Annotated in this window: 23 protein-coding genes and 1 pseudogene; 14 read left to right on the top strand and 10 right to left on the bottom strand. The window is 55.5% G+C overall.

Features of this window, described 5'->3' with window-relative positions:
- Positions 1-116: 116 nt before the first annotated feature.
- From pqqF to FXO12_RS21325, 4 genes are all read right to left on the bottom strand, one after another.
- Positions 117-2,492, bottom strand: coding sequence for a pyrroloquinoline quinone biosynthesis protein PqqF (pqqF, locus tag FXO12_RS21310; protein WP_082631545.1), 2,376 nt, complete (start codon positions 2,490-2,492; stop codon positions 117-119).
- Positions 2,493-2,540: 48 nt separating this feature from the next.
- Positions 2,541-3,335: a carbon-nitrogen hydrolase family protein gene (locus FXO12_RS21315; RefSeq protein ID WP_057976574.1), complete on the bottom strand. Its 795-nt coding sequence runs from the start codon at positions 3,333-3,335 to the stop codon at positions 2,541-2,543.
- A 10-nt stretch (positions 3,336-3,345) separates the two neighbouring features.
- Positions 3,346-5,049, bottom strand: coding sequence for an NAD(P)/FAD-dependent oxidoreductase (locus FXO12_RS21320; RefSeq protein ID WP_057976576.1), 1,704 nt, complete (start codon positions 5,047-5,049; stop codon positions 3,346-3,348).
- A 147-nt stretch (positions 5,050-5,196) separates the two neighbouring features.
- Complete coding sequence (locus tag FXO12_RS21325; protein WP_003194755.1) at positions 5,197-5,643, bottom strand: Lrp/AsnC family transcriptional regulator; 447 nt, start codon at positions 5,641-5,643, stop codon at positions 5,197-5,199.
- A gap of 275 nt (positions 5,644-5,918) precedes the next feature.
- Between FXO12_RS21325 and FXO12_RS21330 the strand changes: the two genes are divergently transcribed.
- From FXO12_RS21330 to FXO12_RS21355, 6 genes are all read left to right on the top strand, one after another.
- Positions 5,919-6,104: a type II toxin-antitoxin system HicA family toxin gene (locus FXO12_RS21330; RefSeq protein ID WP_082631615.1), complete on the top strand. Its 186-nt coding sequence runs from the start codon at positions 5,919-5,921 to the stop codon at positions 6,102-6,104.
- 51 nt (positions 6,105-6,155) lie between these two features.
- A complete protein-coding gene (locus FXO12_RS21335) occupies positions 6,156-6,557 on the top strand; it encodes a type II toxin-antitoxin system HicB family antitoxin (protein ID WP_034133907.1) in 402 nt (133 codons plus the stop codon).
- A 643-nt stretch (positions 6,558-7,200) separates the two neighbouring features.
- Complete coding sequence (locus tag FXO12_RS21340; RefSeq protein WP_218580326.1) at positions 7,201-8,784, top strand: hypothetical protein; 1,584 nt, start codon at positions 7,201-7,203, stop codon at positions 8,782-8,784.
- 61 nt (positions 8,785-8,845) lie between these two features.
- Positions 8,846-9,712 (top strand): DNA adenine methylase, encoded by an 867-nt coding sequence (locus tag FXO12_RS21345; RefSeq protein WP_160049741.1) that lies wholly within the window; start codon positions 8,846-8,848, stop codon positions 9,710-9,712.
- Positions 9,713-10,119: 407 nt separating this feature from the next.
- The gene (locus FXO12_RS21350) at positions 10,120-10,407 is read left to right on the top strand and encodes a hypothetical protein (protein WP_160049742.1); all 288 of its coding nucleotides are present in this window, start codon (positions 10,120-10,122) and stop codon (positions 10,405-10,407) included.
- A 393-nt stretch (positions 10,408-10,800) separates the two neighbouring features.
- Entirely contained in the window at positions 10,801-11,895 is a 1,095-nt protein-coding gene (locus FXO12_RS21355; protein ID WP_160049743.1) for a DUF3800 domain-containing protein, read from the top strand.
- Between the two features lie 351 nt (positions 11,896-12,246).
- Here FXO12_RS21355 and FXO12_RS21360 read toward each other — a convergent pair whose 3' ends face one another.
- The 4 genes and pseudogenes from FXO12_RS21360 to arsN2 form a co-directional block, all read right to left on the bottom strand.
- Positions 12,247-12,783 carry a hypothetical protein gene (locus FXO12_RS21360; RefSeq protein WP_160049744.1) on the bottom strand — a complete coding sequence of 179 codons (537 nt, stop codon included), beginning with the start codon at positions 12,781-12,783 and terminating at the stop codon, positions 12,247-12,249.
- Positions 12,776-13,948, bottom strand: coding sequence for a DUF3800 domain-containing protein (locus FXO12_RS21365; protein WP_160049745.1), 1,173 nt, complete (start codon positions 13,946-13,948; stop codon positions 12,776-12,778). The genes FXO12_RS21360 and FXO12_RS21365 overlap by 8 nt, the downstream gene beginning before the upstream one ends.
- A gap of 61 nt (positions 13,949-14,009) precedes the next feature.
- Positions 14,010-14,246, bottom strand: a pseudogene (locus FXO12_RS21370) (hypothetical protein); the annotation flags it as partial.
- A gap of 110 nt (positions 14,247-14,356) precedes the next feature.
- The gene (gene arsN2 / locus FXO12_RS21375; protein WP_038443867.1) at positions 14,357-14,821 is read right to left on the bottom strand and encodes an arsenic resistance N-acetyltransferase ArsN2; all 465 of its coding nucleotides are present in this window, start codon (positions 14,819-14,821) and stop codon (positions 14,357-14,359) included.
- 129 nt (positions 14,822-14,950) lie between these two features.
- Here arsN2 and FXO12_RS21380 point away from each other — a divergent pair, with 129 nt between their 5' ends.
- Genes FXO12_RS21380 through FXO12_RS21410 form a run of 7 tightly spaced genes read left to right on the top strand, consistent with a single transcriptional unit; the run spans position 14,951 to position 19,836 of the window.
- The gene (locus tag FXO12_RS21380) at positions 14,951-15,373 is read left to right on the top strand and encodes an arsenate reductase ArsC (RefSeq protein WP_038443865.1); all 423 of its coding nucleotides are present in this window, start codon (positions 14,951-14,953) and stop codon (positions 15,371-15,373) included.
- On the top strand, positions 15,370-15,726 hold the full coding sequence (locus tag FXO12_RS21385) for a metalloregulator ArsR/SmtB family transcription factor (RefSeq protein ID WP_032894886.1): 357 nt from the start codon (positions 15,370-15,372) through the stop codon (positions 15,724-15,726). Before FXO12_RS21380 ends, FXO12_RS21385 begins: the two co-directional genes overlap by 4 nt.
- A gap of 24 nt (positions 15,727-15,750) precedes the next feature.
- Positions 15,751-17,034, top strand: coding sequence for an arsenic transporter (locus FXO12_RS21390; RefSeq protein WP_007247284.1), 1,284 nt, complete (start codon positions 15,751-15,753; stop codon positions 17,032-17,034).
- Positions 17,035-17,050: 16 nt separating this feature from the next.
- On the top strand, positions 17,051-17,521 hold the full coding sequence (locus tag FXO12_RS21395; RefSeq protein WP_003395039.1) for an arsenate reductase ArsC: 471 nt from the start codon (positions 17,051-17,053) through the stop codon (positions 17,519-17,521).
- A gap of 47 nt (positions 17,522-17,568) precedes the next feature.
- Positions 17,569-18,282 carry an arsenical resistance protein ArsH gene (arsH, locus tag FXO12_RS21400; RefSeq protein ID WP_038443860.1) on the top strand — a complete coding sequence of 238 codons (714 nt, stop codon included), beginning with the start codon at positions 17,569-17,571 and terminating at the stop codon, positions 18,280-18,282.
- A gap of 20 nt (positions 18,283-18,302) precedes the next feature.
- The gene (gene arsC / locus FXO12_RS21405) at positions 18,303-18,725 is read left to right on the top strand and encodes an arsenate reductase (glutaredoxin) (RefSeq protein ID WP_032894877.1); all 423 of its coding nucleotides are present in this window, start codon (positions 18,303-18,305) and stop codon (positions 18,723-18,725) included.
- 37 nt (positions 18,726-18,762) lie between these two features.
- Positions 18,763-19,836: an ArsO family NAD(P)H-dependent flavin-containing monooxygenase gene (locus FXO12_RS21410; RefSeq protein WP_032894876.1), complete on the top strand. Its 1,074-nt coding sequence runs from the start codon at positions 18,763-18,765 to the stop codon at positions 19,834-19,836.
- 26 nt (positions 19,837-19,862) lie between these two features.
- On the opposite strand, the gene FXO12_RS21415 is transcribed toward FXO12_RS21410, so the two are convergent.
- Together FXO12_RS21415 and chrA are read right to left on the bottom strand one after the other, a co-directional pair.
- Positions 19,863-20,414 (bottom strand): arsinothricin resistance N-acetyltransferase ArsN1 family B, encoded by a 552-nt coding sequence (locus FXO12_RS21415; RefSeq protein ID WP_032894875.1) that lies wholly within the window; start codon positions 20,412-20,414, stop codon positions 19,863-19,865.
- Between the two features lie 289 nt (positions 20,415-20,703).
- The gene (gene chrA / locus FXO12_RS21420) at positions 20,704-21,897 is read right to left on the bottom strand and encodes a chromate efflux transporter (RefSeq protein ID WP_032894874.1); all 1,194 of its coding nucleotides are present in this window, start codon (positions 21,895-21,897) and stop codon (positions 20,704-20,706) included.
- Between the two features lie 597 nt (positions 21,898-22,494).
- Here chrA and FXO12_RS21425 point away from each other — a divergent pair.
- On the top strand, positions 22,495-23,982 hold the full coding sequence (locus tag FXO12_RS21425; protein ID WP_160049746.1) for a SulP family inorganic anion transporter: 1,488 nt from the start codon (positions 22,495-22,497) through the stop codon (positions 23,980-23,982).
- The last annotated feature ends 4 nt before the right edge of the window (positions 23,983-23,986 follow it).

The raw sequence follows: 23,986 nt of genomic DNA on the forward strand, positions 1-23,986 counted from the left end.
ATACATATAGTCCACCTCCCATTGGAGATGTTCAGATATTGCTGCGCAATGTTACGCAATTTTATTCAAGTTAGCGCTGTCTCGGTGGAGAAAGCCTGTTGCAGGGTTGGCAATGATCACGGCGCTGCTTGCCAGTCGTCGCTGATGCGCGGCCCGTTGGCCACACATTGCCAGCCGCCTGCGGCGTTATTGAGTTGTTGCGCGGCGCGCTGCACATCCTCGCGTGTGCACGCTTGGATCAACTGTTGAAGCTGATCCAGATAACCCGACGAATGGCCTGCCAGGTGCGCATGCCAGAGCAAGTCGGCAGCTTCGTTGATAGGCAGCGTCTGGGCCGCGAACTGCTGTGCGAGGGCCTGGTTACCCAAGTCGGGACTGCGCTCGATCAACGACGGCAGTTGCCCCAGGAAGGCCTGCAACTGTTGGACGATGCCGTCTAGGGAGAGGGTGGGCGACTGCACCCCAAACAACAGGCCTGTTTGGCCGTTGATCTGTCGGATGCCGCTGAACACGGCGTAGCCGATTTGCAGTTCGACTCTCAAGCGCTGGTAGAACGGCCCCTGGAGCACGTGCCCGAGCAACCGCCAGTTGGCTTCATCGGCTAGGGATTGAGTCGGCGTCGGGCAGAATAACAGTAGCGCTGCTTCGCTGGATTCGGTGCTGACTGCGTGCCAGCGCTTTTGTCCGTCAAGGACGTGAGGTGTATAAGGCACGCTTGCCGGTTGCCCAGGCAGCCGGGCCGCTGCGGCTTTGATCGCGGCTTCACAGGCGGTGGGCAGGCCAGCGCCCAGCGCCTGCCAGCGCGCGGTAGCCCATGATGCTGTTGTCTCCTGAGGCTCGGGCTGAACACCCGCGCAGCAAGCGGGCAACGCCTTGAGCAGTTCCCGGATGGCGATCATCGGCACGGGAGCGGTCAGTGGCAAAGGTTCATCCGAGTCACTCAGACACCGCGCCAACGCTTCGAGCACCGCCGGCATGGGCTCGTGGAGGCCGTGCATCTTAACTTGCCAGTCAGTGGCGATCGTTTCGCAAGACAACTCGACGCCCGCCTGCCGTGCCTGTTCGCGCAACGGCCGCAACAGGCTTTCCAGCCCGGTGGGTACCGCCGAGTCAAACCGCCAGCGCAGGTACAGCGCGCCTTCGCCAGTGTCATCCGCCAAAGCCTGGCTGAAGGTCAACGCTGACAGTTCCCGTCGGCCCCGTGAGCGATCCTGAGCAAAGGTACGCAAGCCACGGTGGGCGCTGGTTTGGCCGCGAATCAGGCCGGCGCGTTCTTCCTTGGCGGGCGCACGAAGCAAAGGGTTATTGGGCGGCAGTTGCCAAGGGTGCCGGGAGGCGGGCAGGTGCAGTGAGTCGAGCATGGCCTTGAGGACTGCGGCGCCTTGTTCCGACAAGTCTTGGGCATCGTTGCGCGCCAACGCCAGGGCGCCTTGGACCTGTTGCTGGCGAGCATTGAGCAAGGCGAACTCTTCGCGTAATGCTGTCCAGTCGCTGTGTGCGAAGAAACTCAGCCAGTCGTGCAGCAACTCTTCGATCGACGTGGCCGGTTCGCGCGCGCTGCCGAGAGTGAAGTGGATATCCAGCACGGCTTGATCCGCGAATTGGTACAGCACGGACGCCTGCAGCGCGGTGGCCAGTCGTCGTGCTTGCAGCTCGGCGAGCAACCCACCGGGGGCCGAGGCGTTGAGCCAGGTGCAGAGAAACGCCAGCGCTTCCCGTGGCGCGTTACAGGTAATGACCTGATGCAGGTGTTGGCCGGCGACGTGCTGATAACGGTGTGCCGGGCCATGCATCAAGGCCGGTGGAGCGGCCTGCGGGTGCAATGGGCCGGGCGTCAGTTGGCCACTGAACTGCTGGGCCAAGGCCTGCAGGTCGGCCAGCGATTGTGGACCGGCGAGGCTCAAGGTCATCTGCCCGCTTTGATAAAAGCGTGTATGGAACCCTCGCAAGGCATGCTGAAAGTCGTCGCTTTCCACCGGCAGGCTGTCGCGGTTGCCGGCATGAAAACCGCGCAGGGGATGATCCGCCGCCAAGCCTTGCAGCAGCGCCACTTGCTGTTGGGCCTTGGCATCCTGGGACCAGGCGATGAACTCCGCCTCCAGCACTTCGCGTTCACGTTGTTGATCGTCGAGGGCCAGGCGCGGGTGAGCCAGCATATCCGCCAAACGCGCCAGCCCGTCTGCAAAAACCGGCACCGGCAGTTCAAAGAAGAACTCGGTGGTGCGCTCACGGGTGCTGGCGTTGACCTGCCCACCGTGGCGCTGCACGTAGGCCATCAGCCCTTCGCCGGCTGGAAAACGCTCGGTACCGAGAAACAACAAGTGCTCAAGAAAATGCGCCAGCCCAGGCCAGGCCAATGTCACGTCATGGCTGCCGGCAGCCACGTGTAAAACGGCGGCGCAGCGTTTCAAGCGTGGCGCATGGCGCAGGCAAACCCGCAGGCCATTGGCGAGGGTCAGGTGAAGGGGATGAGGGTGAACCGGCGCAGGCATGGGCACTTCCGAGGCGTGGGAAGTGCCTATGCTAGCAAACCCAATGGGTCAGGGCTTGTGCAGTGCGCCGTAGAGTTCGGCGCGACGGTCTTGCAGATAGTGGTTGGCGACGCGGGCGTCGACAATAGATTGGTGATTCAGGGTGCCGACGATCAAGGCTTCATCCAGGCCGGCCTGGGCAATTCGCTGGCCGTCCGGCGCGGCAATGCTGCTTTGCCCGCAGTAGTGAATCTCGCCTTCGTGCCCGCAGTAGTTGGCATAGGCCACAAAACACTGGTTTTCAAAGGCTCGCGCCCGCACGGTGACGTCGGCAACAAAGTCGAACGGCACCATATTGGCGGTGGGCACCAGAATCAGTTCGGCACCGGCGAGGGCCAGGCGCCGGGTGTTTTCCGGAAACTCCAGGTCGTAGCAAATCAGCATGCCCACCTTCCAACCGTTCAATTCCACCACCGGAAAATCATCGGGGCCGGCGCTGAACATCGAATGGTCAAGATCGCCAAACAAGTGGGTCTTGCGGTAGTTGCACAGGCGCGTGCCCTGGGCGTCGATCAACTGCACGGCGTTGTAGACCTGGCCGTCTTCGGCCCGTTCCGGGTAGCCATACAGGATCGCCAGCCCGGCACTTTGCGCCAGTTCGGCAATCGCCTGCGCCGATGGCCCATCCTGTGCCTCGGCCAGTGCGCCAACGGCTTCGGCGCCAATGTTATAGCCGGTGAGGAACATCTCTGGCAGCACCAGCACATCGGCGCCGTGTGCCTCATGGGCCAACTGGTGCAGGCGCTGCAGGTTAGCGGCCACATCCAGCGGCAGCGGCGGGCATTGGTACAGGGCGACACGCATGCTCAACTCCTTATTCTGCCAGGGCGATTGGCCCTATTTCATCGAACACGTCGCCTGGGCCTGGGTTCTCCGGGTGGGTGCTGCCACCGAAGTGGTTCATGATGCCCCATACCGCGTTGAGCGAGGTTTGTACCGCGCCTTCGACCCAGGCAGGCGTCCACGATACATCATCACCCGCGATGAATATCCCGCGTTGTTCGGCGGGCATATCCTTCTGCATGAAGTGCGCATACATCCGTTGGTTGTAACGATAGTGACCGGGCAAGGCACCTTTGAAGGCCCCGAGGAAATGCGGGTCGGCCTCCCAGGACACGGTGATCGGGTCGCCGATGATGCGCGCCTTGATGTCGACCTTGGGGTAGATTTTCTTCAGTGCATCGAGGGCCAGTTTCACCCGCTTGTCGATAGGCTGGGGCAGCATCTTCAGTGCGTCGCTCATCCACGAGTAGGACAGGCAGATCACCCCCGGCTTGTCGTCACCGTTATCGAACAGGTAGGTGCCACGGGTAAGGCGGTCGGTGAGGGTCATGCTCATCAGGTCGCGCCCGGTTTGCGGGTCTTTGTCTTTCCAGAATGGGCGATCAACCATCACGAAGGTTTTCGAGGACTGCATGTAGCGAGTGCGATCCAGGGCCATCCACATTTTTTGTGAGAACAGGGTTTCGTCGCATTCGATCTGGGTGGTCAGCAGCCAGCTTTGACAGGTGGTCAGCACCGCCGCGTATTCACGGGTGTCGCCATAGTTGTCAGTAACAGCAAAGCGGCCCTCGGCGGCGTGGGCAATGCGCTTCACGCCTGCCCGTGGTGCGCCTCTATGCAACGAGCTCAGGCTGGTGCCGGCCGGCCAGTGGGCGCAGCGTTCCGGCACATGGCGCCAGATGCCCATGGGCACTTGTGCCACGCCACCGACGATCAAGTGTTGATGATCATCGCAGTTGGTCATCACCACACGGAAGATTTCCAGCATGGAGTTGGGGAAGTCCGAGTCCCAGCCGCCGGTGCCGAAACCGACCTGGCCAAACACCTCGCGGTGGTGGAAGGACAATTTGGCGAAGGCTTTGGAGGTGGCGACGAAGTCGTAGAAGGTACGGTCATCCCACAGCGGCACGAGCTTGTTCCACAGTTCCTTGAGCCGTGGCACGTCGCGGTCGCGGATTGCCTGCTGGATATCGCCGAACTGCGAACCGGCCTCCAAGGCGTCGGCCCAGGCATCGGCGACTTCCTGGAACAGTGCCGGTAAATCGGAAAGTTTTTGCGCGTAGTGAGTCTGGCCTTCCAGATCGATCACAGTGCTGCCAGACGCCGGCGTCAGCGGGTTGGGAAAGGGCTTGGTTTCCAGTCCCAGTTTGTCCACGTAATGGTAGAACGCCGTGGACGACACCGGGAACCGCATGCCGCCCAGCTCGGCGATGATGCCTTCGGCGCCCTCAAAGGCCTGCGAGCGCAAGCGGCCACCCATCTTCGAGGCTTCATACACCACGGGCTTGAGCCCGAGTTTCATCAGCTCGTAGGCCGCCACCAGGCCCGCGATCCCGGCGCCGACGATCGCCACTTCGGCGCCATGGTTAGCCGCAGGAATACTGCCCAGCCCGGCGGGGTGTTCGATCCAGTCATCAAAGGCAAACGGGAAATCCGGGCCGAAGATGGTGATGGGTTTCTTGCCATCGCCCGGGTGGCGATTGGGTTTGCTGAGGGTGCTGGACGGAATGCTCATGGCTGACCTTACTGACGGCTCGGCGGGAGGAGGGCCCGTTGAGTATAGGAAAAGATGGCAGCCAGTTTAGGGAACGTTGCGCGCGTTAATAAGGCGCAATATGTCGTCGGATTGCGCTAGTTTTAGTCAATGTGACGAGTTAAGTGGTCAGATTGGTTGTCCGCGATCCAATTTGTTACTGAGGATGATCGAGGTGGTGGTTTTCTCCACGCCGTCGACACTGCCGATCTGGTCCAGCAATTGGTCCAGTTGCTCCGGCGAATCGGTGCGCAGCCAAGCCACGTAATCGAACTCCCCACTCACCGCGCACAGCTGCTGCACTTGCGCCATGGCGCTCAGCCTGCGCAACACCTCTTTGCCCGAACGGGGTTGCACGGTAATGCCCACGTAAGCCTGCAACCCACCATCCGCAACGCGCTGGCCCAGGCGCACGCCGTAACCGGTGATGACCTGGGTTTTCTCCAGGCGGGCCAGACGCGACGTGACGGTGGTGCGGGCGATGCCCAACTGCCTGGCGAGCATGGCCACGCTTTCACGGGCGTTGAGCTGCAGGGCGGCGATCAGTTGGCGGTCGATTTCGTCTAGGGCGGGCAAGGGGGGCTCCGGTGCTGGGTGTAATTCGCGAGGGATATTACAGGCTAGCGTGGGCGAGATGCAGACGTGAATCTCAGTTTGCAGGGGAGCTAAATGCTGAGAGTGCATAAAAACTGACAGAAGTTTGCTGGCGATACGGTGGGCCTCATCTTCATCATGTTTTCTCAGGGGGCCGCTGAGCGGTTGAGCGGTTTTTTCATTGGTATGTTTTGTGTGTGCAAAAAAAGCGCGCTATCGGTGGGCGGTGTGTAATATACACACTGCAAGGTGAGGCTATGAGAAGTAGAGAGGTCATTGAGCTGCTGGTTGCGGATGGATGGGTTGAGGTGGCGGTAAAGGGTAGTCATCACCAGTTCAAACACCCAGTGAAGCGAGGACGAGTAACAGTCCCTCACCCTAAGTCAGCGATTGCTACGGGCACCTTGCACAGTATTTTTAAATCGGCAGGGCTTAAATATTAAGCCTGACTGATGGTTTGAATGAGTTCTGTGAGCTTGTTCAGAGGAGGATCGATGAAATTTCCAGTGGTAGTGCATAAAGACGCTGATTCGGACTACAGCGTAACGGTCCCTGACGTACCAGGCTGCTTCTCGGCGGGCTCTTCGTTTTCCGAAGCGTTAGATAATGTTCGGGAGGCGCTGGCGCTGCACCTTGAAGGATTGGTTGCCGACGAGGAAAAACTTCCCCAGGCCCAAGAGGTTGATGCTCATCTTGATAATCCCGACTTCACCGGTGGTGTCTGGGCGATCGTCGACTTCGACCTCACGCCTTACTTGGGGAAATCGGTACGGTTCAACGCTTCTTTACCCGAGCAGCTTTTGCATCGAATTGACGAGCGTGTGCAAAAGGATCATCGCTACGCCTCGCGTTCAGGTTTTTTGGCGACGGCAGCGCTGCGCGAATTGTCTGTTTGAGTCAAACGTCAGATACGCAAAAGCCGCGCAATGCGCGGCTTTCTTGTGTGGTGGGCCCAGTAGGACTCGAACCATTATGTGGTATGTAAAGTATCGCCTCGTAGACTGTCCGTCCGGTCATGTATACGGTCAAATGCCAGTAAATTCCAGTGATTATCACCGCTTGATGATCATGTAGCCAAAATTATTTAAGTACAACCCTGGTGTTGTATTTGGATGGGTCGGTGGGGTGCGCCCACCTCCCCTGTGACAGGACGTGTAAATCACCGTCTAATGTTCACCTCAGACGAACTGACCGCACCAATCCCCGAAACCCCTCCGGAGCTGGTGGTCGCCGCTTTGATCATCGCCCGGGCGCAATTCGGCGATGAACGTCATGCACCATCGCTTCACTGACGGCTGCAGGATTTTCCAAATTGCACCGTAATTTCACTGAAATTGTCATTATCCAGGCGCACCTTTCTGCTCCTTTCCTTTTAATCTCAATGCTAAATGTTACCAACTTGGAGGGGAAAATTGGTTAACACCGCTCCTGCGAAGCCGATCAGCTACGAAGGGCTGATAGACCAAGAAACGGCGACCCTCCTATGTCCGCGCTTTGTATTATCATTGCGCCAGCACCGAATCGCCGAATGGATAATTTATGAAAATTGACGCAATGATGCGGGATATACGCGTTATCTCCCTGGATCAAATTAAGCTCGACCAGGAGAACGTGCGATTCGGCAACGATGTCGCCCAGAATCAGCGGGAAGCGATCAAGCTGATGCTCTCAAATCCGGAGGAGGCCAAGAAAATTCTTCGCCTGGCCGAACATATTGTTGAAAACGGTCTCGACCCGACAGAGCTGCAGCTTGTAACACCGGACGAAGACGGCAACTTCATAGTCCTTGAAGGGAATCGCCGGCTGACAGCCCTTAAGATCCTTCAGCGTCCCGACCTTTGTCCTGCAGATCGCGGCTATAAAGGCTTTCTAAAGGCCCATCATAGTTTGACGGATGGGGTGCCTGAAAGCCTGCAATGCAGCGTAGTGCCTACCCGCGCTGACGGGGATGTATGGATTGAGCTAAAGCATACGGGTGAGAATCGGGGGGCAGGACGGGTTGGCTGGGACAGTGACATTCGAGACGAACGCCGGGCACGCCAAACTGGCATTGAATCTATTGGCCGCCAGATCAGAAACCTGATCGTCGACAACCAGCACATCTTCACGAACAAGGCGGCACTGGACGTCTTCGAGATCGACGTAACGACCCTTACGCGGATCTTCTCGTCTACGCTCGGGCAAAACACCTTCCGTCTCAAAGTCGAAAATAAGATCCTGACGCCGCAGCTGCCGCTCGATCAGATTGCGCCAGCGCTACAGTTCATGCTGGATATGTTTGTATCTCATGGTTACAACGTTAACGATGTGCGCAAGTATGAGAACCAGGTGATTACCCTCGGGCATATTCCACCGGAAATACTGCCCGACAGCTTGGCCGAAGCAGCCAAAGGAAAAGCCAAACCGGTTCAGCCTGGCGCAACGAATGGCGGAAACACAGATGGGAACAAAGGGGCCGGCCAAAACATTGACGGCAACGGTGGCCTTGGCGCTCAAAAAGGCACTGACGTGCAGCCAGATGCTGACAACGGCTCTCGACCAGGAGTAGCCAGTGACCCTCAATCGGGCGGGACTCAGCCGGGCAAGCCGGACGGCACCGAAAATATTAAGCCTGAGCCTCAAACTCCACCGGGAATTCGCGCAAAACCACAAGCACGAGCGAGGAAATATTTGACCCCTTGGTCGCTCAAGATCTCAAACTCTCGTATCAACGCAATATATAACGAACTTAGAGCAGTCTTGCGGGTTGATGAGTGCCCTAACGCAGTTGCGATAACTTTTCGCGTGTTTATTGAAACAACTTGCGATGAATACGCAAGGATGCAGAAGGATGCAGGTAAAACAGTTTTGCGTTGGGACACCAACAATGAACTTCGCGGTGGAGGAAACGGTGATAAGTTGGTCATGAAGGTTCAGTCGGTGGTTAAGCATCTGGAAGCCGAAAAGAAAATAGCGGCCCCAGCGGCAAAGGCAATCTTCAAGCGTGCAAGCTCCTACGACCAACCTGGATCGGTAGATCACTTCAACCTGTTCGTGCACGGGACTCATAGCGCCCCCCTACCATCCGAGCTGAAGGACATTGCGGAAGAATACCAGCCTATGCTTGAAGCCATCTGGCGCTAAGCATTGGAAAATGCCCTAGCATGTGTTCTCATGGACAGCTTGACGAGCTGGGATAAGATTCATGGGCGCTTCTAGGGTATTTTCTACACCGCTACGCTACCCTGGTGGCAAGGGAAAATTTGCTCACTTCATAAAGCAGGTGTTTGAAGTGAATGGCTTGCATGATGGTCATTATGCCGAACCCTATGCAGGCGGAGCTGGTGTTGCTCTGGAACTTATGTTCCACGAATACGCCTCCGTTATACATATCAATGACTTAGATCCGGCTATTTACGCGTTCTGGCATTCGGTCGTTCATCATACGGATGATATCAGCAAGGCTATCGTCGACACGCCTGTAACCATGGAAAATTGGCATAGATTTAAGGCCATACTTGATAATCCAGAAGATTGTTCAGTGGTTGATCTTGCCATGGCCACCTTCTTCCTCAATCGCACTAATCGCTCGGGTATCTTGAAGGCCGGCGTTATCGGTGGGAAAGATCAAGCAGGAAAGTGGAAGTTAGATGTTCGCTTCAATAAGCCTGAACTTATTAAGCGTATAGAGCTAATCGGCAAGTATAAGAATCGAATCAAAATTTACAACGAAGATGCGCTTGGCTTCATTGCTAATATAATCCCAACACTTCCAAATAAATCGCTTACCTATCTCGACCCTCCCTATTACCTCAAGGGTTCTGGTCTCTACCGAAACTTCTACGTACACGACGATCACGTACAGATCGCTAACGCGCTTGGGAATATCGACAAGCCTTGGATTGTCTCGTACGACAACGTGAGCGAGATAAAAGAGATCTACACCAACTACCGGCAGGACGAGTATTTTTTGAGCTATACAGCTCAGCTGAAGAAAAAAGGTTCGGAGGTGATGATTTATGGGCCTAGTATTTTAGCGCCCGAGAGCGGCTTGAACCGAAAGGCATCGTAGAGGAACCTGCTCATAACTCCGAGAGTCCTTTCAGCGCAGGCGTCGTATCTGATGTCAGCCTGGACATCAAACTGGCCTCCGACTGTTTAGCCGATAGGCAAGTAAGCAAAGCGTGAGCGCCCGTCAAGACTCATACCTCCTTGGATCGGACTTACGACACTCCCCCTTTTATTAGCGATCTGCTCATACCAACATCTCTCCCTACGTGCCTACGCGGGTTACCTGCGGTGAGGCAGCACGAACTTCCTAAGCGCGATAGCAAGAAGCCACTAAACACCGTGACACCGCGCCGAAGCTGAGGCAGGATTGGCGCGCCCACGCACCATCGTGCTCGTCCTATGAGGCGGGGCTTTGGGACGCACGGAGCGATCATTCCACCTCAGCTGTATCGCGCAAATGGAGTTCACATGGCTGTAACACTGAAAAAATCGCAACTTCAAACCGATGTCTACACCTACACCTGGACTCGAGATGATGACGACGCGCCTTTTGCAGGCCTGGAAGATCGTCGGCAGGTGGACAAGGATGAAGGCTACGAAGTCCTGTATTTCTTGGATAAGCTGCTGAGCAAACACGGTAAGAAGGATCTTGCTGATGTGCATGCTGCAGAGGATACGCTTCATAGCAAGGGGTTGAGCAAGGTTACTGACCGCGTTGAGCTCACCACTCAGGTCGAGAAAATTCTGGGCTGGTAACAGAGCTGCCTCGCCAAACGGGGCATGCCCAATGTCTCCATGACTGCAGCTTTATGGCGATGACGTGTCAGCTTTGGGCTTGCCCCTTCGGGAACGGCTGTCGTAAACCAAACCCTGGCCTCGCCAGGTTTTGGCCCTTCGGGCGTCCATCTTCAAGCCTCTGGCCCATCGTGGGCCGGCGCGCTCCGCTTGTGCTGTTGATCACAAACTCCCGAGGGCAAGAATTGCGGGCCCTTTAACGGGCTTTTGATCGCCCGGAGCCCCGTCTTCAGCATCTGCGCTGCCCTCACGTTGGAGCTGGCTCTTTCAGCCTCAAGAGCGTCTCTCGATGACCTATTCCTCTCCTCCAGCTTTGGCCTGATACTCGCTGCAGGCCAAAAATGAGGTGGCGAAATGGCAACAATCTACTTCGACGAATCAGGTAACACAGGACGTCAGCTGGCCGATCTCGACCAACCACTGTTTATCCTTGGCTCGTGTGACTTCAGCGCTGAAGAGTGCGAGCAGCTTCTCCACCCACTGCGCTCCAGGCAGGCTGCTGAAATCCACTTTAAAAAACTTCGAAAGTCTGGGCGAGGACAAGATCGGATCATTGAGCTATTCCAGTCCGACTTGGTGACGCCTGAGCGTTTCAAAGCACAGGTGTTTCACAAGCGGTTCATGCTGCTGACCAAGGTGATCGATGACCTACTGGAGCCCCTGCTTTACTACCACTTCGACTTCAACCTCTATGAGAACGGCCAAAACATCGCTCTGAGCAACATGCTCTTCGCTTGTCTTCCTCTGGCAGTGGGGCATGCCTACTTCGATCAATTCCTCTCCGTCTACTACGACATGTGTGGCGAGAAGAGCGATGAAGCAATCACGGCGTTCTACGAGCATTTGGAGGTGATGAAAGAAGCTGCCGCACAGAGCACGCTGCCGATGGAATGGGAGCTCGAAGTGCTGTCCATGACCTCGGAGATTGTCCGGGATGCCCTCCAAGATTTGCCAAAGAGTACCTTCAACCCTGCGATACCGGCTTTCTTTTCGCTGTGTGTTGAGTGGGGAAGGCAGCACGTGCGGTTCGACGCGATATGCGATGACTCGGAGCCACTGGAGCGGCAGGCCGATTTTTTTACCGCAATCGCCGAGCTCAAAGAACAGGCTGAAGAGCAACAAGTGATTGGGTTCGGAAACGCCCAGATTGAGTTGCCCCTGAGGCTGAATACTTTGGCCTTCAGTGCCTCACACGATTCTGATGGTATCCAGCTTACCGACGTTCTCACCAGCGCGCTTTCGTACTACTACACCAAGCGGCAGAAGGGCGAAACGAATGATGAGTTCTTCATGAAGCTAGACGGCCTAGGCTTTCTACATGATTTCGTCAGCGGTTGTGTCTGGCCCACGACAGATGTCACCCCAGAAGCACTCGGGAGGGGGGGTGATGAAGGTGGGCACAATCCTGCGAATGCCTTCGCTGACTTTTTAATGGAGCGAAACAGGTAAGCCTAAAGCGCCGAACGCTCAATGCGTCCGACTGAACCGTTTTCCAATGTCAGTGCTAATGCCTACCTTGGTATGTGCAGTATGAACTGAAATCTCACTCTTCGATCTTAGTGGTTCAATCGCCCAGACCATCTGTTAGCGTGGAGCATTCAGCGCCAAATCCCTGATCTAGGGCGCGATATCAAATGACGCTTCCGTGCCCGTGCAGCAGCAATTGTCATTGGTCGGCGCAATCTGTCTCTCATCTTAATGTGCCCGATTGGGAGCATTAAGCCTAAAAATGATGGTTAATGTGCCTTATTGGGGACATTAAATATGTATCTCAGAACGACGTACCAATAGCGCTCGATTCTAGGAGGGAAGTAGATTCTCTGATTCGCGGGCCTCATGGCGAGCCCAGCGCAAGGTAGCTATCGACATGAATTGCCTAATCGCCAGCGCTCCCCGCTCATTTCTGGCTTTCGACCCAGGCAAGGTCAATGCTGCCTCTACCTTGGCACGACTCGCTTCGTACATCGCAAATGCGTTGAACTCACAATCAAGCAGCACCAAGAGCACAGTATCGAAGGGTTGTCGTAGATCAATTGCACCCATACGGCCCGTGATCTTTAGCTGGTTCAGGATACAGCGCCCCTTGATCTGGATTCTCTTGACGCCATCTTCCAGCGTCTCTGTGGCGTCGTAACCTGCCTGCCTTGCAGGATGTAGTAACAGGCCGAGTCGAGTAGCAGCTTCGTACTCTGCGACCTCGCCTTTCACGCCCAGCGGCTTGCCGGTCAGGCGATAGAATCTATGCGCGAGCACCTTGGCCTCTTTCAAAATATCTAGGATTTCATCCTGGATCAATGCAGCCTGCCGAGGCTCGTTGCCATGACTGAGTTCAGTCATCTGCAAACGCCTCGAGCGCAGTGAGCAGCTTGGCAAGCTCAGCCAGGTTGGCTGCCGTCACGATGTCATATTCTCCTCGACTACTCAGCCGATATACCTCTCGAGCCTTTTTGACCCGTTCCAGCAGAGGAACAACAATGCCTGACGCTCTTTCAAGAAACTCGTTAATGTCTGCCCGTGTCTTAGGAATCTTGTAGCCTTTGGCTGCGCTTGTGATGATGACGTCCGCATCCCGAAGCTTGGCAATGCCACTGGATCGGATTCTCTGGCCGTTGACCTCTCCCAATCCGCTGTCTTTTAGATGGGCCATGATCTCCGTAGTCAGCACGTAATCCTTGGTGACGAATTCACTTTGAAATCTTAAGAACCGCAGGATACTCAATTGCAGGCGCTCATCCTCATCAGGGTGTTCACCAGCCCGCTCGCTAAAACGATCAGCCTGGCGGAGAGCTTCTTGGTGTACCTGGTAGTCTGCATACCCAGATTCATCCGTCGGCGGTGGCAGAAGAGATTGGTACTTGGATGGCCACTCAAGCATTCCAAGAGTCAGGCTGCGTAGGATCTTTTTGTAGGCAAGAACTGCTTCTTCCGATGCTTTCTCTTCGTAGATCTGAGCGACTGATCCAGCAAAAAAATCTGCAACCTGAACCAAAACGTTGTCCTTACTGGCCATCGTCTGGAACGCATCCTTATCGCCAAATAGGTCGTCCACGAATCGTTCTGCAACGTAGCTTTTGAGGCTCTCCTGAAATTCCTGGCCACCATGCTCGTCAACGATCATCTGGAGGTCAGGGTATGCGCGGAACAAGCGTTCATAGAGCAACCCGTTCACGTATTTTATGAACGAGGTCTTGATACGGAGGCCACCGTCTTTGTGAATTCGAGACTTATCAACGACGGTGAAATAGAGCTTGAATGGCAGCTCGGCTAGCTCGTTTAGGATCCGGGCACGGCGATCTGAATCCTTGGGCTTCAGATTGCTGGATTTGATCTCGCCTGTTTGGAAATGACGCTTTCGGAGTTCTTCAGCTTGGGCATAAGCAGCTTCCAGGTCTTTCTCTGCCACCAGAATGGAGCACACGATGAAGAAGCCCGAGCTTCCTCCCTTTGACGTATCAAGGTCGGAATTCCCGGACTCATCCACGAAAGCATATGTTCTGTCCATGAGCTTGCTCCATCAACAACGTAATGAGCGCGGCGGGTCGCCCAATGGCAAGGAGGCGAACTTAGTTCGTCGCAGTGGTACTGCCTGGAGCGGGGCCTTCGCTGAACGTGTAGTTGATGACCACGTCATTTCGGATCAAGACGTCGAGAGTTTTCTGAGTGCCCGTAGTCGTCACCTTCATGGTGACCACGTAGCTTTGGGCATGGGCTGAGCCATTGGTGTAGGTGTAGATCCACTTTTCGTCAGTCTCGCTGACAGCACTCTTGGCGTAGGGCTCACCAAACAGGGACTTCAACTCGCGACACAGATCCCCATTACTGCGATGAGCTTTTTCATATCCATCCTTGATCGTAGGAAGCTCCAAATCTAGCTGGCATCGAGGCTAAAAGCCATCACCAAGGTGATCAGCTACTTTCGTGCATTCGCAGATAATGCTTTGCACATGTAGCAAGCCGAGCCAGGGCAAAGCCTCCTGAACTGCTCCGTCTGAGAAATCAGAAGCGGCGCAGAGCCTCGTTGGTTTGCTGCATAGCCCTGCAGCTCAAAAAAGCCTGATGCAGTTGTTGTCAGCAAATGAAAACGAGCGATTCCCTGCTCGGCGCCTATTGCTTCAATGACTCGAAGCACCTCAGCCCCAACCCCTTTCGATCTGTACGCCGGCTCTACGACCATGGAGCGCAGCAATCCATCTGTCCCATGCGTTTCAAACCCTCCCCATCCAACAGTCTCACCATTCCGTGAGAACTCAAAAAAGGTTCGGCCTGGAAGATCAATATCGTCTGCTGGAAGGTCAGCAGATTTCAGCGCATCGCGAAATCGCTGCGACTGCCCTCCGGCTATTTTCGTTGCCTGGATCATCATCTCCTTGCCCATCCCCTTATCTCCTTGGTGCCGCTTTGTAGGAACTGTCACGGCTCAAGCCGAAGCAGCAGCCATCATATTCGCTTTACCGAATATTCGCCAAAGCGTATATTCGATTTTCCATATGCATCGAATTTAACCATGAGCCCTGCTATCAAAGTGCTTTTCGTGTGCGCTGCCAACTCAGCCCGCTCCCTGCTTGCAGAGGCTTTGCTGCGGCACACCGACCCGCGCTTCGAGGCCTTCAGCGCAGGATCTGAACCGTCTGAGGTTGATCCGCGCACGACTCAGGCATTGGAGGCAGTTGGAGTAGACGCAACGGGCCTGCGCAGCAAGTCCCTCAGCGAATTTCAAGCTGATCGATTCGATTACGTAATCACTCTTTGTGATAAATCCGCAAGCGAGTGCCTACCAATGCCCGGCGCAGGTGAAGTCATTGCATGGGATTTTCCTGACCCAGTAACTAGCGATGATCCTGGCGCATTTCGCCACTCGCTCCACGACATCCACGAGCGCATCAAGCTCTTCGTTTTGGTCAAGACCAAACACCTGGAGGATCTATGACAGAACCCTTGAACCCCACCACCTTATTCAAGTGCCTGGCGGATGACACCCGAGCAAAAATTTCGCTGCTTGTCGTGAGTGAAGGTGAGCTGTGTGTATGCGAGCTAACGGCAGCACTCGACCTGAGTCAGCCGAAGATTTCTCGTCATTTGGCGCTGCTGCGCTCTGCCGGTTTGTTGTTGGATCGTCGCCAAGGCCAATGGGTGTACTACCGACTGAATCCTGATTTGCCCGCGTGGGTGACTGCAGTTTTGAAGGAAGTGGTAGACGCCAATCAGCAATGGCTGGAAACCGAGGCTAAGCGCCTCTGCGGCATGAACGACCGTCCGATCAACCAAGCCGTGTGTAGCTGATTCACGCCCAACCGGATTAATGAAATGCTGATTGCCGTATTGATCTTTATCGCCACCATCGTCCTTGTCATCTGGCAGCCCAAGGGGCTGGGGGTGGGCTGGAGTGCGATGTTCGGTGCCATCGTGGCGTTGCTGGCAGGTGTCGTTACCCTTGCCGACATACCGGAGGTTTGGCGCATAGTCTGGAACGCTACCGGAACGTTCATCGCGGTCATTATTATTAGTCTGTTGCTTGATGAGGCAGGCTTTTTCAAATGGGCTGCGCTGCATGTCGCCCGATGGGGAGGCGGGAGCACCCGCAAGCTGTTCGCATTTATCGTCCTGCTGGGCGCAGCGGTGTCGGCCCTGTTCGCCAATGACGGAGCAGCATTGATCCTCACACCCATTGTGATCGCGATGTTGCTGGCGCTGCGTTTTTCTCCTGCTGCTACGTTGGCATTCGTTATGGCAGCCGGTTTTATCGCCGATACGGCGAGCTTACCGCTGGTGGTTTCCAACCTGGTCAACATCGTTTCTGCCGACTACTTCGATATCGGCTTCAACGAATATGCTTCGATCATGGTGCCGGTAAACATCGTCAGCGTGGCGGCGACGTTAGCCATGCTGCTGTGGTTTTTCCGCAAAGATTTACCAAAGACCTATGACCTCAACCAACTGGACAATCCGGACGAGGCAATCCACGACCGGGCCACTTTTGTAGCCGGTTGGTGGGTGCTGGCACTACTGCTGATCGGCTTCTTTGTCATTGAGCCATTGGGGGTGCCAATCAGCGCCATTGCAGCGGTCTGTGCATTCATTCTTTACGTCATCGCGGCTCGTGGTCACGCCATCAACACAAGCAAGGTGCTCAAAGAGGCGCCATGGCAGGTGGTGATTTTTTCTTTGGGTATGTACCTGGTTGTTTATGGCCTGAAGAACGCCGGCCTGACCGACCACATCGCGCAGATCCTGAACGTGTTCGCCGGTTATGGCGTTTGGGGCGCGTCCCTTGGTACAGGGCTGCTAACAGCGTTGCTGTCTTCGATCATGAACAACATGCCCACCGTTTTGGTAGGCGCCTTATCCATTCATGCCGCCGAAGTCGATGGTGTTGTCCAGCAAGCGATGGTTTACGCCAACATCATCGGCTGCGACCTGGGCCCGAAGATCACCCCAATTGGGAGCTTGGCAACTCTGTTGTGGCTGCACGTGCTCGCCCGGAAAAATATAACGATCAGCTGGGGTTACTACTTCAAGACCGGGATCGTGCTGACCGTGCCCATCCTCGTCGCCACATTGTCCGCCCTGGCACTGCGCCTCAGTTTTTGAATCAAGGAATCGTCTGATGAAAGTCTTGTTCATGTGCACCCACAACAGCTGCCGCAGCATTCTGTCCGAAGCGCTTTTCAACCACTTGGCGCCCGAGGGTGTAGAAGCCGTCAGCTCAGGAAGCTTTCCCAGTGGCCGGGTGAATCAACGGGCATTGCAAACGCTGGAGGCGGCGGGTATCTCTACGGCGGGCTTGAGCAGCAAGGCTTCGGATGCTTTTGAAGGCTCACCTCCAGACATCGTGATCACTGTCTGTGACCGGGCAGCGGGTGAGGCATGCCCAATCTTCTTTGGGCCAGCTTTGAAGGCGCATTGGGGTCTGGCCGACCCGTCTGACGCTAGCGGTTCGGAAGCCGAGATCACCGCAGCTTTTGAAACCACACTCGCCAAAATTCACGAGCGCGTGAGCGCATTTCTTGCGCTGCCACTGAAGACCATCAGCGCTGAACAGTTGAAAGCTGAACTGAACCGCATCGGTTCGCTTTAAAGATCAACCGAGGCGGCACCCAACCAGGCGCCGCCGTAGGAGTTTATATGCAAGACACATTGCCGAACGTACACGCCGACCTGATCGACATTCCGTCGCTGGAGCAACTGTCGCCTCGCACGCCTTCGCTCCATAAACCTCGCATTCTTCTGCTGTATGGATCAACGCGAGAGCGCTCATTCAGCCGGTTAGTCACGCAAGAGGCGGCACGCCTGCTGAATGAGTTTGGCGCTGAAACCAAGATCTTTGACCCATCGGGTCTGCCGCTTCCGGATGACGCTGCCGATACACATCCCAAGGTCGCTGAGCTGCGCGAGCTGATGCAATGGTCTGAGGGGCAGGTGTGGTGCTCCCCTGAGCGTCACGGTTCTATGAGTGCAGTATTCAAAGCCCAAATTGACTGGGTTCCGCTGGCGATAGGTGCTGTACGACCTACGCAAGGAAAGACCCTTGCAGTGATGCAGGTCTGTGGCGGTTCCCAATCCTTCAACGTGGTTAACCAACTGCGGGTACTTGGACGGTGGATGCGGATGTTTACCATCCCTAACCAGTCTTCCGTGGCCAAGGCGTTCACCGAGTTCGATGAAGCAGGCCGTATGAAACCTTCCTCGTACTACGACCGTCTCGTGGACGTGATGGAAGAACTGATGAAGTTCACCCTGCTGTTGCGGGATCGCCAGGATTATTTGGTTGATCGGTACTCCGAGCGTAAAGAGTCCGCCGAAGAGCTGTCCAAACGCGTCAACCAGCGCTCCATCTAACGTCAGCACGAGGAAGCGATATGAGCCAGATCACGATCTACCACAACCCCGAATGCGGCACTTCTCGCAATACCTTGGAGCTGATCCGTAATAGCGGGGAAGAACCGACGGTTATCGAGTACCTGAAGACCCCGCCTGATCGCACCACACTTGCCAGGCTCATCGGGGATATGGGTATCGGGGTGCGGGCTCTTTTGCGTATCAAAGGAACTCCGTACGAAGAGCTGGGATTGGGTGATGCATCGCTGACGGACGAAAAGCTCATCGATGCCATGATGGCTCACCCTATCCTGATCAATCGCCCCATCGTCGTGGCGCCTTTGGGGACACGCTTGTGTCGTCCCTCAGAGGCAGTCCTCGACCTGTTACCGCAAGAGCAGCGTGGGAGTTTCGTCAAAGAGGATGGCCAAGTGGTCATTGATGAGCACGGTCGCAGAGTCTGATACGACGACGGTGAGGTGCCGCGATTGAGCCTGGAGGATGCTGGTGATTCAGAATTCGAAACTTGATGTTGTGGTTATCGGCGGTGGTCAATCCGCGCTGACAGTCGCCTATTTTTTGAAGCGGACAAGCTTGTCTTACGTGCTGCTCGATGCGGAGTCGGCACCAGGAGGAGCCTGGCGGCATGGCTGGGATTCGTTGCGACTCTTCTCTCCATCGGCATGGAGCTCGATTGCAGGCTGGCCGATGCCTGCCGTATCAGAAGAAACGCCTCACCGTGATGATGTTATCGACTATCTGACTCTGTACGAGCGTCGATATGACTTCCCCATCATGCGATCCACCAGGGTGACCCGTGTCGAGAAAATCGAAGAAGGATTACGGGTTGTCTCCGGGGATAGAAACTGGGATGCCAAAGCGGTTATCAGTGCAACAGGCACCTGGAGCCGCCCATTTACCCCGAGCTATCCCGGACAGGAGTTGTTCGTAGGGCAGCAGCTTCATTCCGCTCATTACGTTGGGCCGGATGAGTTTGAGGGGAAAGCCGTCCTTGTCGTGGGTGGTGGCAACTCGGGAGCCCAGATTTACGCCGAGGTTTCTAAAGTGGGTCAGGCAACCTGGGTAACTCAAGAGGCCCCAAAGTTTCTACCTGATGAGGTTGATGGGCGTGTCCTGTTCGAACGAGCTACTGCTCGATTGAAGGCGCAACAGGATGGCGTGGAGCCTGAAAACCCCGCTGGGGGGCTGGGCGACATCGTAATGGTGCCATCGGTGAAGGACGCTCGTGAACGCGGTGTATTGAGCGCAGTACGGCCATTCACGCACTTCACTTCAACAGGCGTTGTCTGGTCATCAGGAGACGAAACAGCGGTGGATGTCGTCATCTGGTGCACTGGGTTTTCTCCAGCGCTCGACCACCTGAACAGCCTGGGCATTGTAGGCCAGGATGGCAAAGTGGCTGTGAACGAAAACCGGAGTGTTGCTTCACCCAGTCTGTGGCTGGTGGGTTACGGCGATTGGACGGGGCTCGCCTCTGCGACATTGATCGGAGTAACCCGCACCGCTCGAGATGTAGTCAACCAAGTCCAAAGCTATCTCACTAGCGAATCCTGATGGCTCGCGACGCAAATCGAGTGTACCTACTGTGATGCGGCTTCAAGCTCAGGAAAGAGGATAGGCTCCAGTGGCGGAGTTGCCTGGCACAGCCCGAGCCGCCAGTAGCCGACGTCGTGCCATTTCCCAAGCTTGAAGCCTACCTCCGGATATGTGCCGATATGGACGAATCCCAGCGACTCGTGCAGCCCCACACTGCCTTCATTGGGCTGTGCGATTCCGGCATAAGCTGCACGAAAGCACTGTTTTTCAAGGATCGGAAGCAAGGTCTCATAGAGTTCACGGCCAACACCCTGACGGCGAGCCGATTCGGCTATGTACACCGTTACGTCAACGGCCCATCGGTATGCCGGACGTGCACGGTGTTGGCTGGCATAGGCGTAGCCCTTGATCTCCCCACCTTCTTCGGCCACCAGGTAGGGATATGTCTGAAGTGTCGTCGCTATTCGCTGAGCGATTTCCTCAGCGCTTGGCGGAATCTCTTCGAACGAGATCGCCGTTGTCGAAACGATGGGAGCGTAAATACGCTGGATAGCTTGTGCATCTGCAACAACTGCAGCGCGAATTGTGACTGGCATGTAAGTCGTCCATGAATAAGAATTTGAACATTACCTTTCCCGGATCAGTTTTCGCCATTAGCCCATTTGAAAAAAATGCGCAGTCTGAAATCTGAGTACCTCACCTGGGGACTTCTCTTTCGTCTAGTTCTAGCTCAGACCGTAGAAGGCTAATCGCGAAATTCAGGTCGCAATGCATGTTCTCAGTTCTGCCCCCTTCGGCTCATCAAATCCATCGGCTGCATCAACAACTCAGCACACTGTAAGCGTGCGCTAAACAACCCGTCCTGACGGAATCGCTTAGTCGACCTCAAAACTCAATGCCGAGTAACCATCCGAGGAGACCTCCCGCCAGGACGACCAACCATGGAGGAGCCTTCCAGAACATCAAAGCCACAAGCGCTATCAGCGCTAAGCCAAAGTCTGCAGGAATCAATATGGCGCTCGTCCAGACTGGGTTATACAAGGCCGCCAGGAGAAGGCCCACAACTGCTGCGTTTACGCCTGAAAGTGCAGCTTGGGTGCGTAAGCTTTTCCGCAGTTGCTCCCAAAATGGCAGCACGCCGATTACGAGCAAGAACGAAGGAGCAAAAATAGCAATGACGCAGGCAGTAGCCCCGAGCCAACCAGAAGGTTGGGCACTCATGGACGCGCCAAGAAATGCTGCGAAGGTAAAAAGCGGGCCTGGTACGGCCTGTGCTAAACCATATCCGGCAAGAAACGTGTCATTGGCTACCCATCCGTTCGGTACGGTCGCCGACTGAAGCAACGGCAGCACAACATGCCCACCTCCGAAAACTAATGACCCAGCGCGGAAGAAGGCGTTTACCACAGCTAATGCTTGTGAGGGCCACAGCTGAACCAGCAATGGCAGACCAACTAACAAGCCGAGGAACACCAGCAAAGACACCACACCGACTTTCCTACTCACCGATACCGGCAAAGACTCCGTAGCCTGGTTCTGATCGGTTCTGAAGAGGATCAATCCTATGATGGCGCCGAAGAAAATCACGCCGATCTGTCCCCAGGCATGCGGCCAAAGGAGTGCAGCATAAGCAGCAAACACGGCGATAGTTATTCGAGGCGCGTCAGTGCAAAGACTACGGCCCATACCCCAGACGGCTTGAGCAACGACAGCCACCGCGACAATTTTAAGACCGTGCAAAAGACCGCTCGGAAACGCGCCTCCCCACGCGGACATACCCTGAGCGAATAAAACCAGGATTATTGCCGAAGGCAATGTGAAACCTGCCCACGCAGCGACTGCTCCAAGAAACCCGGCGCGAGATAGTCCTAAACCTATGCCAACCTGGCTACTGGCGGGCCCCGGCAAGAACTGGCATAGGGCAATCAAATCCCCATAACTGCGCTCGCTCAGCCATTGGCGTCGAGCAACGAATTCTTCGCGAAAGTAAGCTAGATGCGCAATCGGGCCTCCAAAAGAGGTGAGTCCTAGTCGCAGGAACACCAGAAAAACCGTCCAAGGGGAGTCAGTCTTGACCACCGTTGCACTACCTTCGGCTGACAATATTCACCCCTCCCAAAATGATTGCGGTACGAAACCAAATACTATGGAGCCAACTAAACATGGGCTAAACGATGGCCTTCCTTAGACATACGAGGCTAACCCTGCGAGTGAATGTGAACTTGGTTTCATAATGTACCAACCTAATCGAAAAGCCAGCTAGAGACCTAAGCGGGTCTCGCGAGATACTTAAGGCTATCCCCTCGCATCACTCGCAAACTTTGCTCAAAAACCTGCTCTTCAGCTAGCTCTCTTTCAGCATTCAATGCTCGTGGAGCTTGACACGGAGTCGCAATCAACGGCGGCTTCAATGTATACTGACGGTTCTGCATACCCTTTGAGCTACAGGAACATCAGCATGACTGTACTCCAAACGATCTACTGGCAGCCTACGCCGCCTTAGCGCTACGCCCCCTCGCAACACCTTGCTTCCGCTAGCTTCGCTCGCGGGTGCGCACTGCTGTACGCCCGGTTTTACACCTAAAGCACACAGCGAAAAAATCCTCAAAATTTGAATTTGTATCGATTCGCTCGCCGTCCGTTTGGCGTGCGCGATGCTTTGCCTTGGATATTTCTATGCTGCAAAAAATTAAACAAACGTGGTTTTCCAACGTTCGCGGAGACGTGCTCGCGGGAATCGTAGTCGCACTCGCGCTGATTCCGGAAGCTATTGCCTTTTCCATCATCGCCGGCGTCGACCCTAAGGTCGGCCTCTACGCATCCTTCTGTATCTGTGCCGTGATTGCCTTCATCGGCGGTCGCCCTGGCATGATCTCGGCGGCTACCGGTGCCATGGCACTGCTCATGGTTACCTTGGTAAAAGATCACGGGCTTCAGTATCTGCTGGCCGCAACCTTGCTCTGTGGGGTTCTTCAGATACTTGCTGGATATCTCAAGCTGGGCTCACTGATGCGCTTTGTCTCGCGCTCAGTAGTCACAGGCTTTGTGAATGCACTGGCGATTCTGATTTTCATGGCGCAGCTGCCCGAACTCACCAACGTAACCTGGCACGTCTACGCCATGACCGCAGCGGGCCTCGGAATCATCTACCTGTTTCCGTATATACCGAAGATCGGCAAGCTGATTCCTTCGCCGCTGGTGTGCATCCTGACACTGACCGCTATCGCGATTTACCTGGGGTTGGATATCCGCACCGTAGGTGACATGGGCCAATTGCCGGACACGCTGCCGATTTTCCTGTGGCCTGAAGTCCCGCTGAACTTTGAGACTCTGCGGATCATCTTCCCGTACTCAGCAGCGCTTGCCGTTGTAGGCCTACTGGAGTCCATGATGACCGCGACCATCGTCGATGACCTGACCGATACCACCAGTAACAAAAACCGGGAGTGCAAAGGCCAGGGCGTTGCCAATATCGCAGCAGGGATGCTCGGTGGTATGGCCGGCTGCGCCATGATTGGCCAGTCGATCATCAACGTGAAGTCTGGTGGCCGCACCCGTCTCTCGACATTGTGTGCCGGCGTTTTTCTGCTGCTGATGGTGGTGTTCCTTGGCGAATGGCTCTCCAAAATCCCCATGGCGGCACTCGTCGCTGTGATGATAATGGTGTCCATCGGCACCTTCAGCTGGGATTCCTTGCGCAATCTGAAAGAGCATCCGCTGTCGACCAACCTTGTCATGGTGGCGACCGTCGTGGTCGTCGTGGCTACTCACAACCTGGCCTACGGCGTACTGGTAGGTGTGCTGCTGGCTTCGCTGTTTTTTGCCAATAAGGTTGGGCACTACCTGGATATCAAGAGCACTCTGGAAGAGACGGAATCGCATCGGACGTACCACGTCGTGGGCCAGGTGTTCTTTAGCTCTGCGGACAAGTTCACTGAAGTTTTTGACTTCAAGGAAGCTCTCAACAAAGTCACCATCGATCTCACACAGGCGCATTTCTGGGATATCACCGCCGTCGCAGCCCTAGATAAGGTCGTGATCAAGTTCCGACGTGAAGGGGCTGAGGTTGAAGTGCTAGGTCTCAATGATGCCAGCGCAACAATCGTTGACCGCTTCGGCGTTCATGACAAACCCGGTGCCATCGACAAGCTCATGAGCCACTAAGGAG

The sequence above is a fragment of the Pseudomonas sp. J380 genome, from assembly GCF_009827115.1.
In the GTDB taxonomy this organism is placed as follows: Bacteria; Pseudomonadota; Gammaproteobacteria; order Pseudomonadales; family Pseudomonadaceae; genus Aquipseudomonas; species Aquipseudomonas paracarnis.

Excerpts from the sequence above, each read along its gene's own strand:
- FXO12_RS21320 (WP_057976576.1), bottom strand. The coding sequence starts at position 5,049 with ATGAGCATTCCGTCCAGCACCCTCAGCAAACCCAATCGCCACCCGGGC.
- FXO12_RS21380 (WP_038443865.1), top strand. The coding sequence starts at position 14,951 with ATGAGCCCTGCTATCAAAGTGCTTTTCGTGTGCGCTGCCAACTCAGCC.
- FXO12_RS21355 (WP_160049743.1), top strand. The coding sequence starts at position 10,801 with ATGGCAACAATCTACTTCGACGAATCAGGTAACACAGGACGTCAGCTG.
- FXO12_RS21385 (WP_032894886.1), top strand. The coding sequence starts at position 15,370 with ATGACAGAACCCTTGAACCCCACCACCTTATTCAAGTGCCTGGCGGAT.
- FXO12_RS21340 (WP_218580326.1), top strand. The coding sequence starts at position 7,201 with ATGAAAATTGACGCAATGATGCGGGATATACGCGTTATCTCCCTGGAT.
- arsH (WP_038443860.1), top strand. The coding sequence starts at position 17,569 with ATGCAAGACACATTGCCGAACGTACACGCCGACCTGATCGACATTCCG.
- FXO12_RS21360 (WP_160049744.1), bottom strand. The coding sequence starts at position 12,783 with ATGACTGAACTCAGTCATGGCAACGAGCCTCGGCAGGCTGCATTGATC.
- pqqF (WP_082631545.1), bottom strand. The coding sequence starts at position 2,492 with ATGCCTGCGCCGGTTCACCCTCATCCCCTTCACCTGACCCTCGCCAAT.
- FXO12_RS21330 (WP_082631615.1), top strand. The coding sequence starts at position 5,919 with ATGAGAAGTAGAGAGGTCATTGAGCTGCTGGTTGCGGATGGATGGGTT.
- FXO12_RS21390 (WP_007247284.1), top strand. The coding sequence starts at position 15,751 with ATGCTGATTGCCGTATTGATCTTTATCGCCACCATCGTCCTTGTCATC.
- arsN2 (WP_038443867.1), bottom strand. The coding sequence starts at position 14,821 with ATGGGCAAGGAGATGATGATCCAGGCAACGAAAATAGCCGGAGGGCAG.
- FXO12_RS21345 (WP_160049741.1), top strand. The coding sequence starts at position 8,846 with ATGGGCGCTTCTAGGGTATTTTCTACACCGCTACGCTACCCTGGTGGC.
- FXO12_RS21415 (WP_032894875.1), bottom strand. The coding sequence starts at position 20,414 with ATGCCAGTCACAATTCGCGCTGCAGTTGTTGCAGATGCACAAGCTATC.
- FXO12_RS21365 (WP_160049745.1), bottom strand. The coding sequence starts at position 13,948 with ATGGACAGAACATATGCTTTCGTGGATGAGTCCGGGAATTCCGACCTT.
- FXO12_RS21425 (WP_160049746.1), top strand. The coding sequence starts at position 22,495 with ATGCTGCAAAAAATTAAACAAACGTGGTTTTCCAACGTTCGCGGAGAC.
- FXO12_RS21315 (WP_057976574.1), bottom strand. The coding sequence starts at position 3,335 with ATGCGTGTCGCCCTGTACCAATGCCCGCCGCTGCCGCTGGATGTGGCC.
- FXO12_RS21350 (WP_160049742.1), top strand. The coding sequence starts at position 10,120 with ATGGCTGTAACACTGAAAAAATCGCAACTTCAAACCGATGTCTACACC.
- FXO12_RS21410 (WP_032894876.1), top strand. The coding sequence starts at position 18,763 with ATGCTGGTGATTCAGAATTCGAAACTTGATGTTGTGGTTATCGGCGGT.
- FXO12_RS21395 (WP_003395039.1), top strand. The coding sequence starts at position 17,051 with ATGAAAGTCTTGTTCATGTGCACCCACAACAGCTGCCGCAGCATTCTG.
- arsC (WP_032894877.1), top strand. The coding sequence starts at position 18,303 with ATGAGCCAGATCACGATCTACCACAACCCCGAATGCGGCACTTCTCGC.
- FXO12_RS21335 (WP_034133907.1), top strand. The coding sequence starts at position 6,156 with ATGAAATTTCCAGTGGTAGTGCATAAAGACGCTGATTCGGACTACAGC.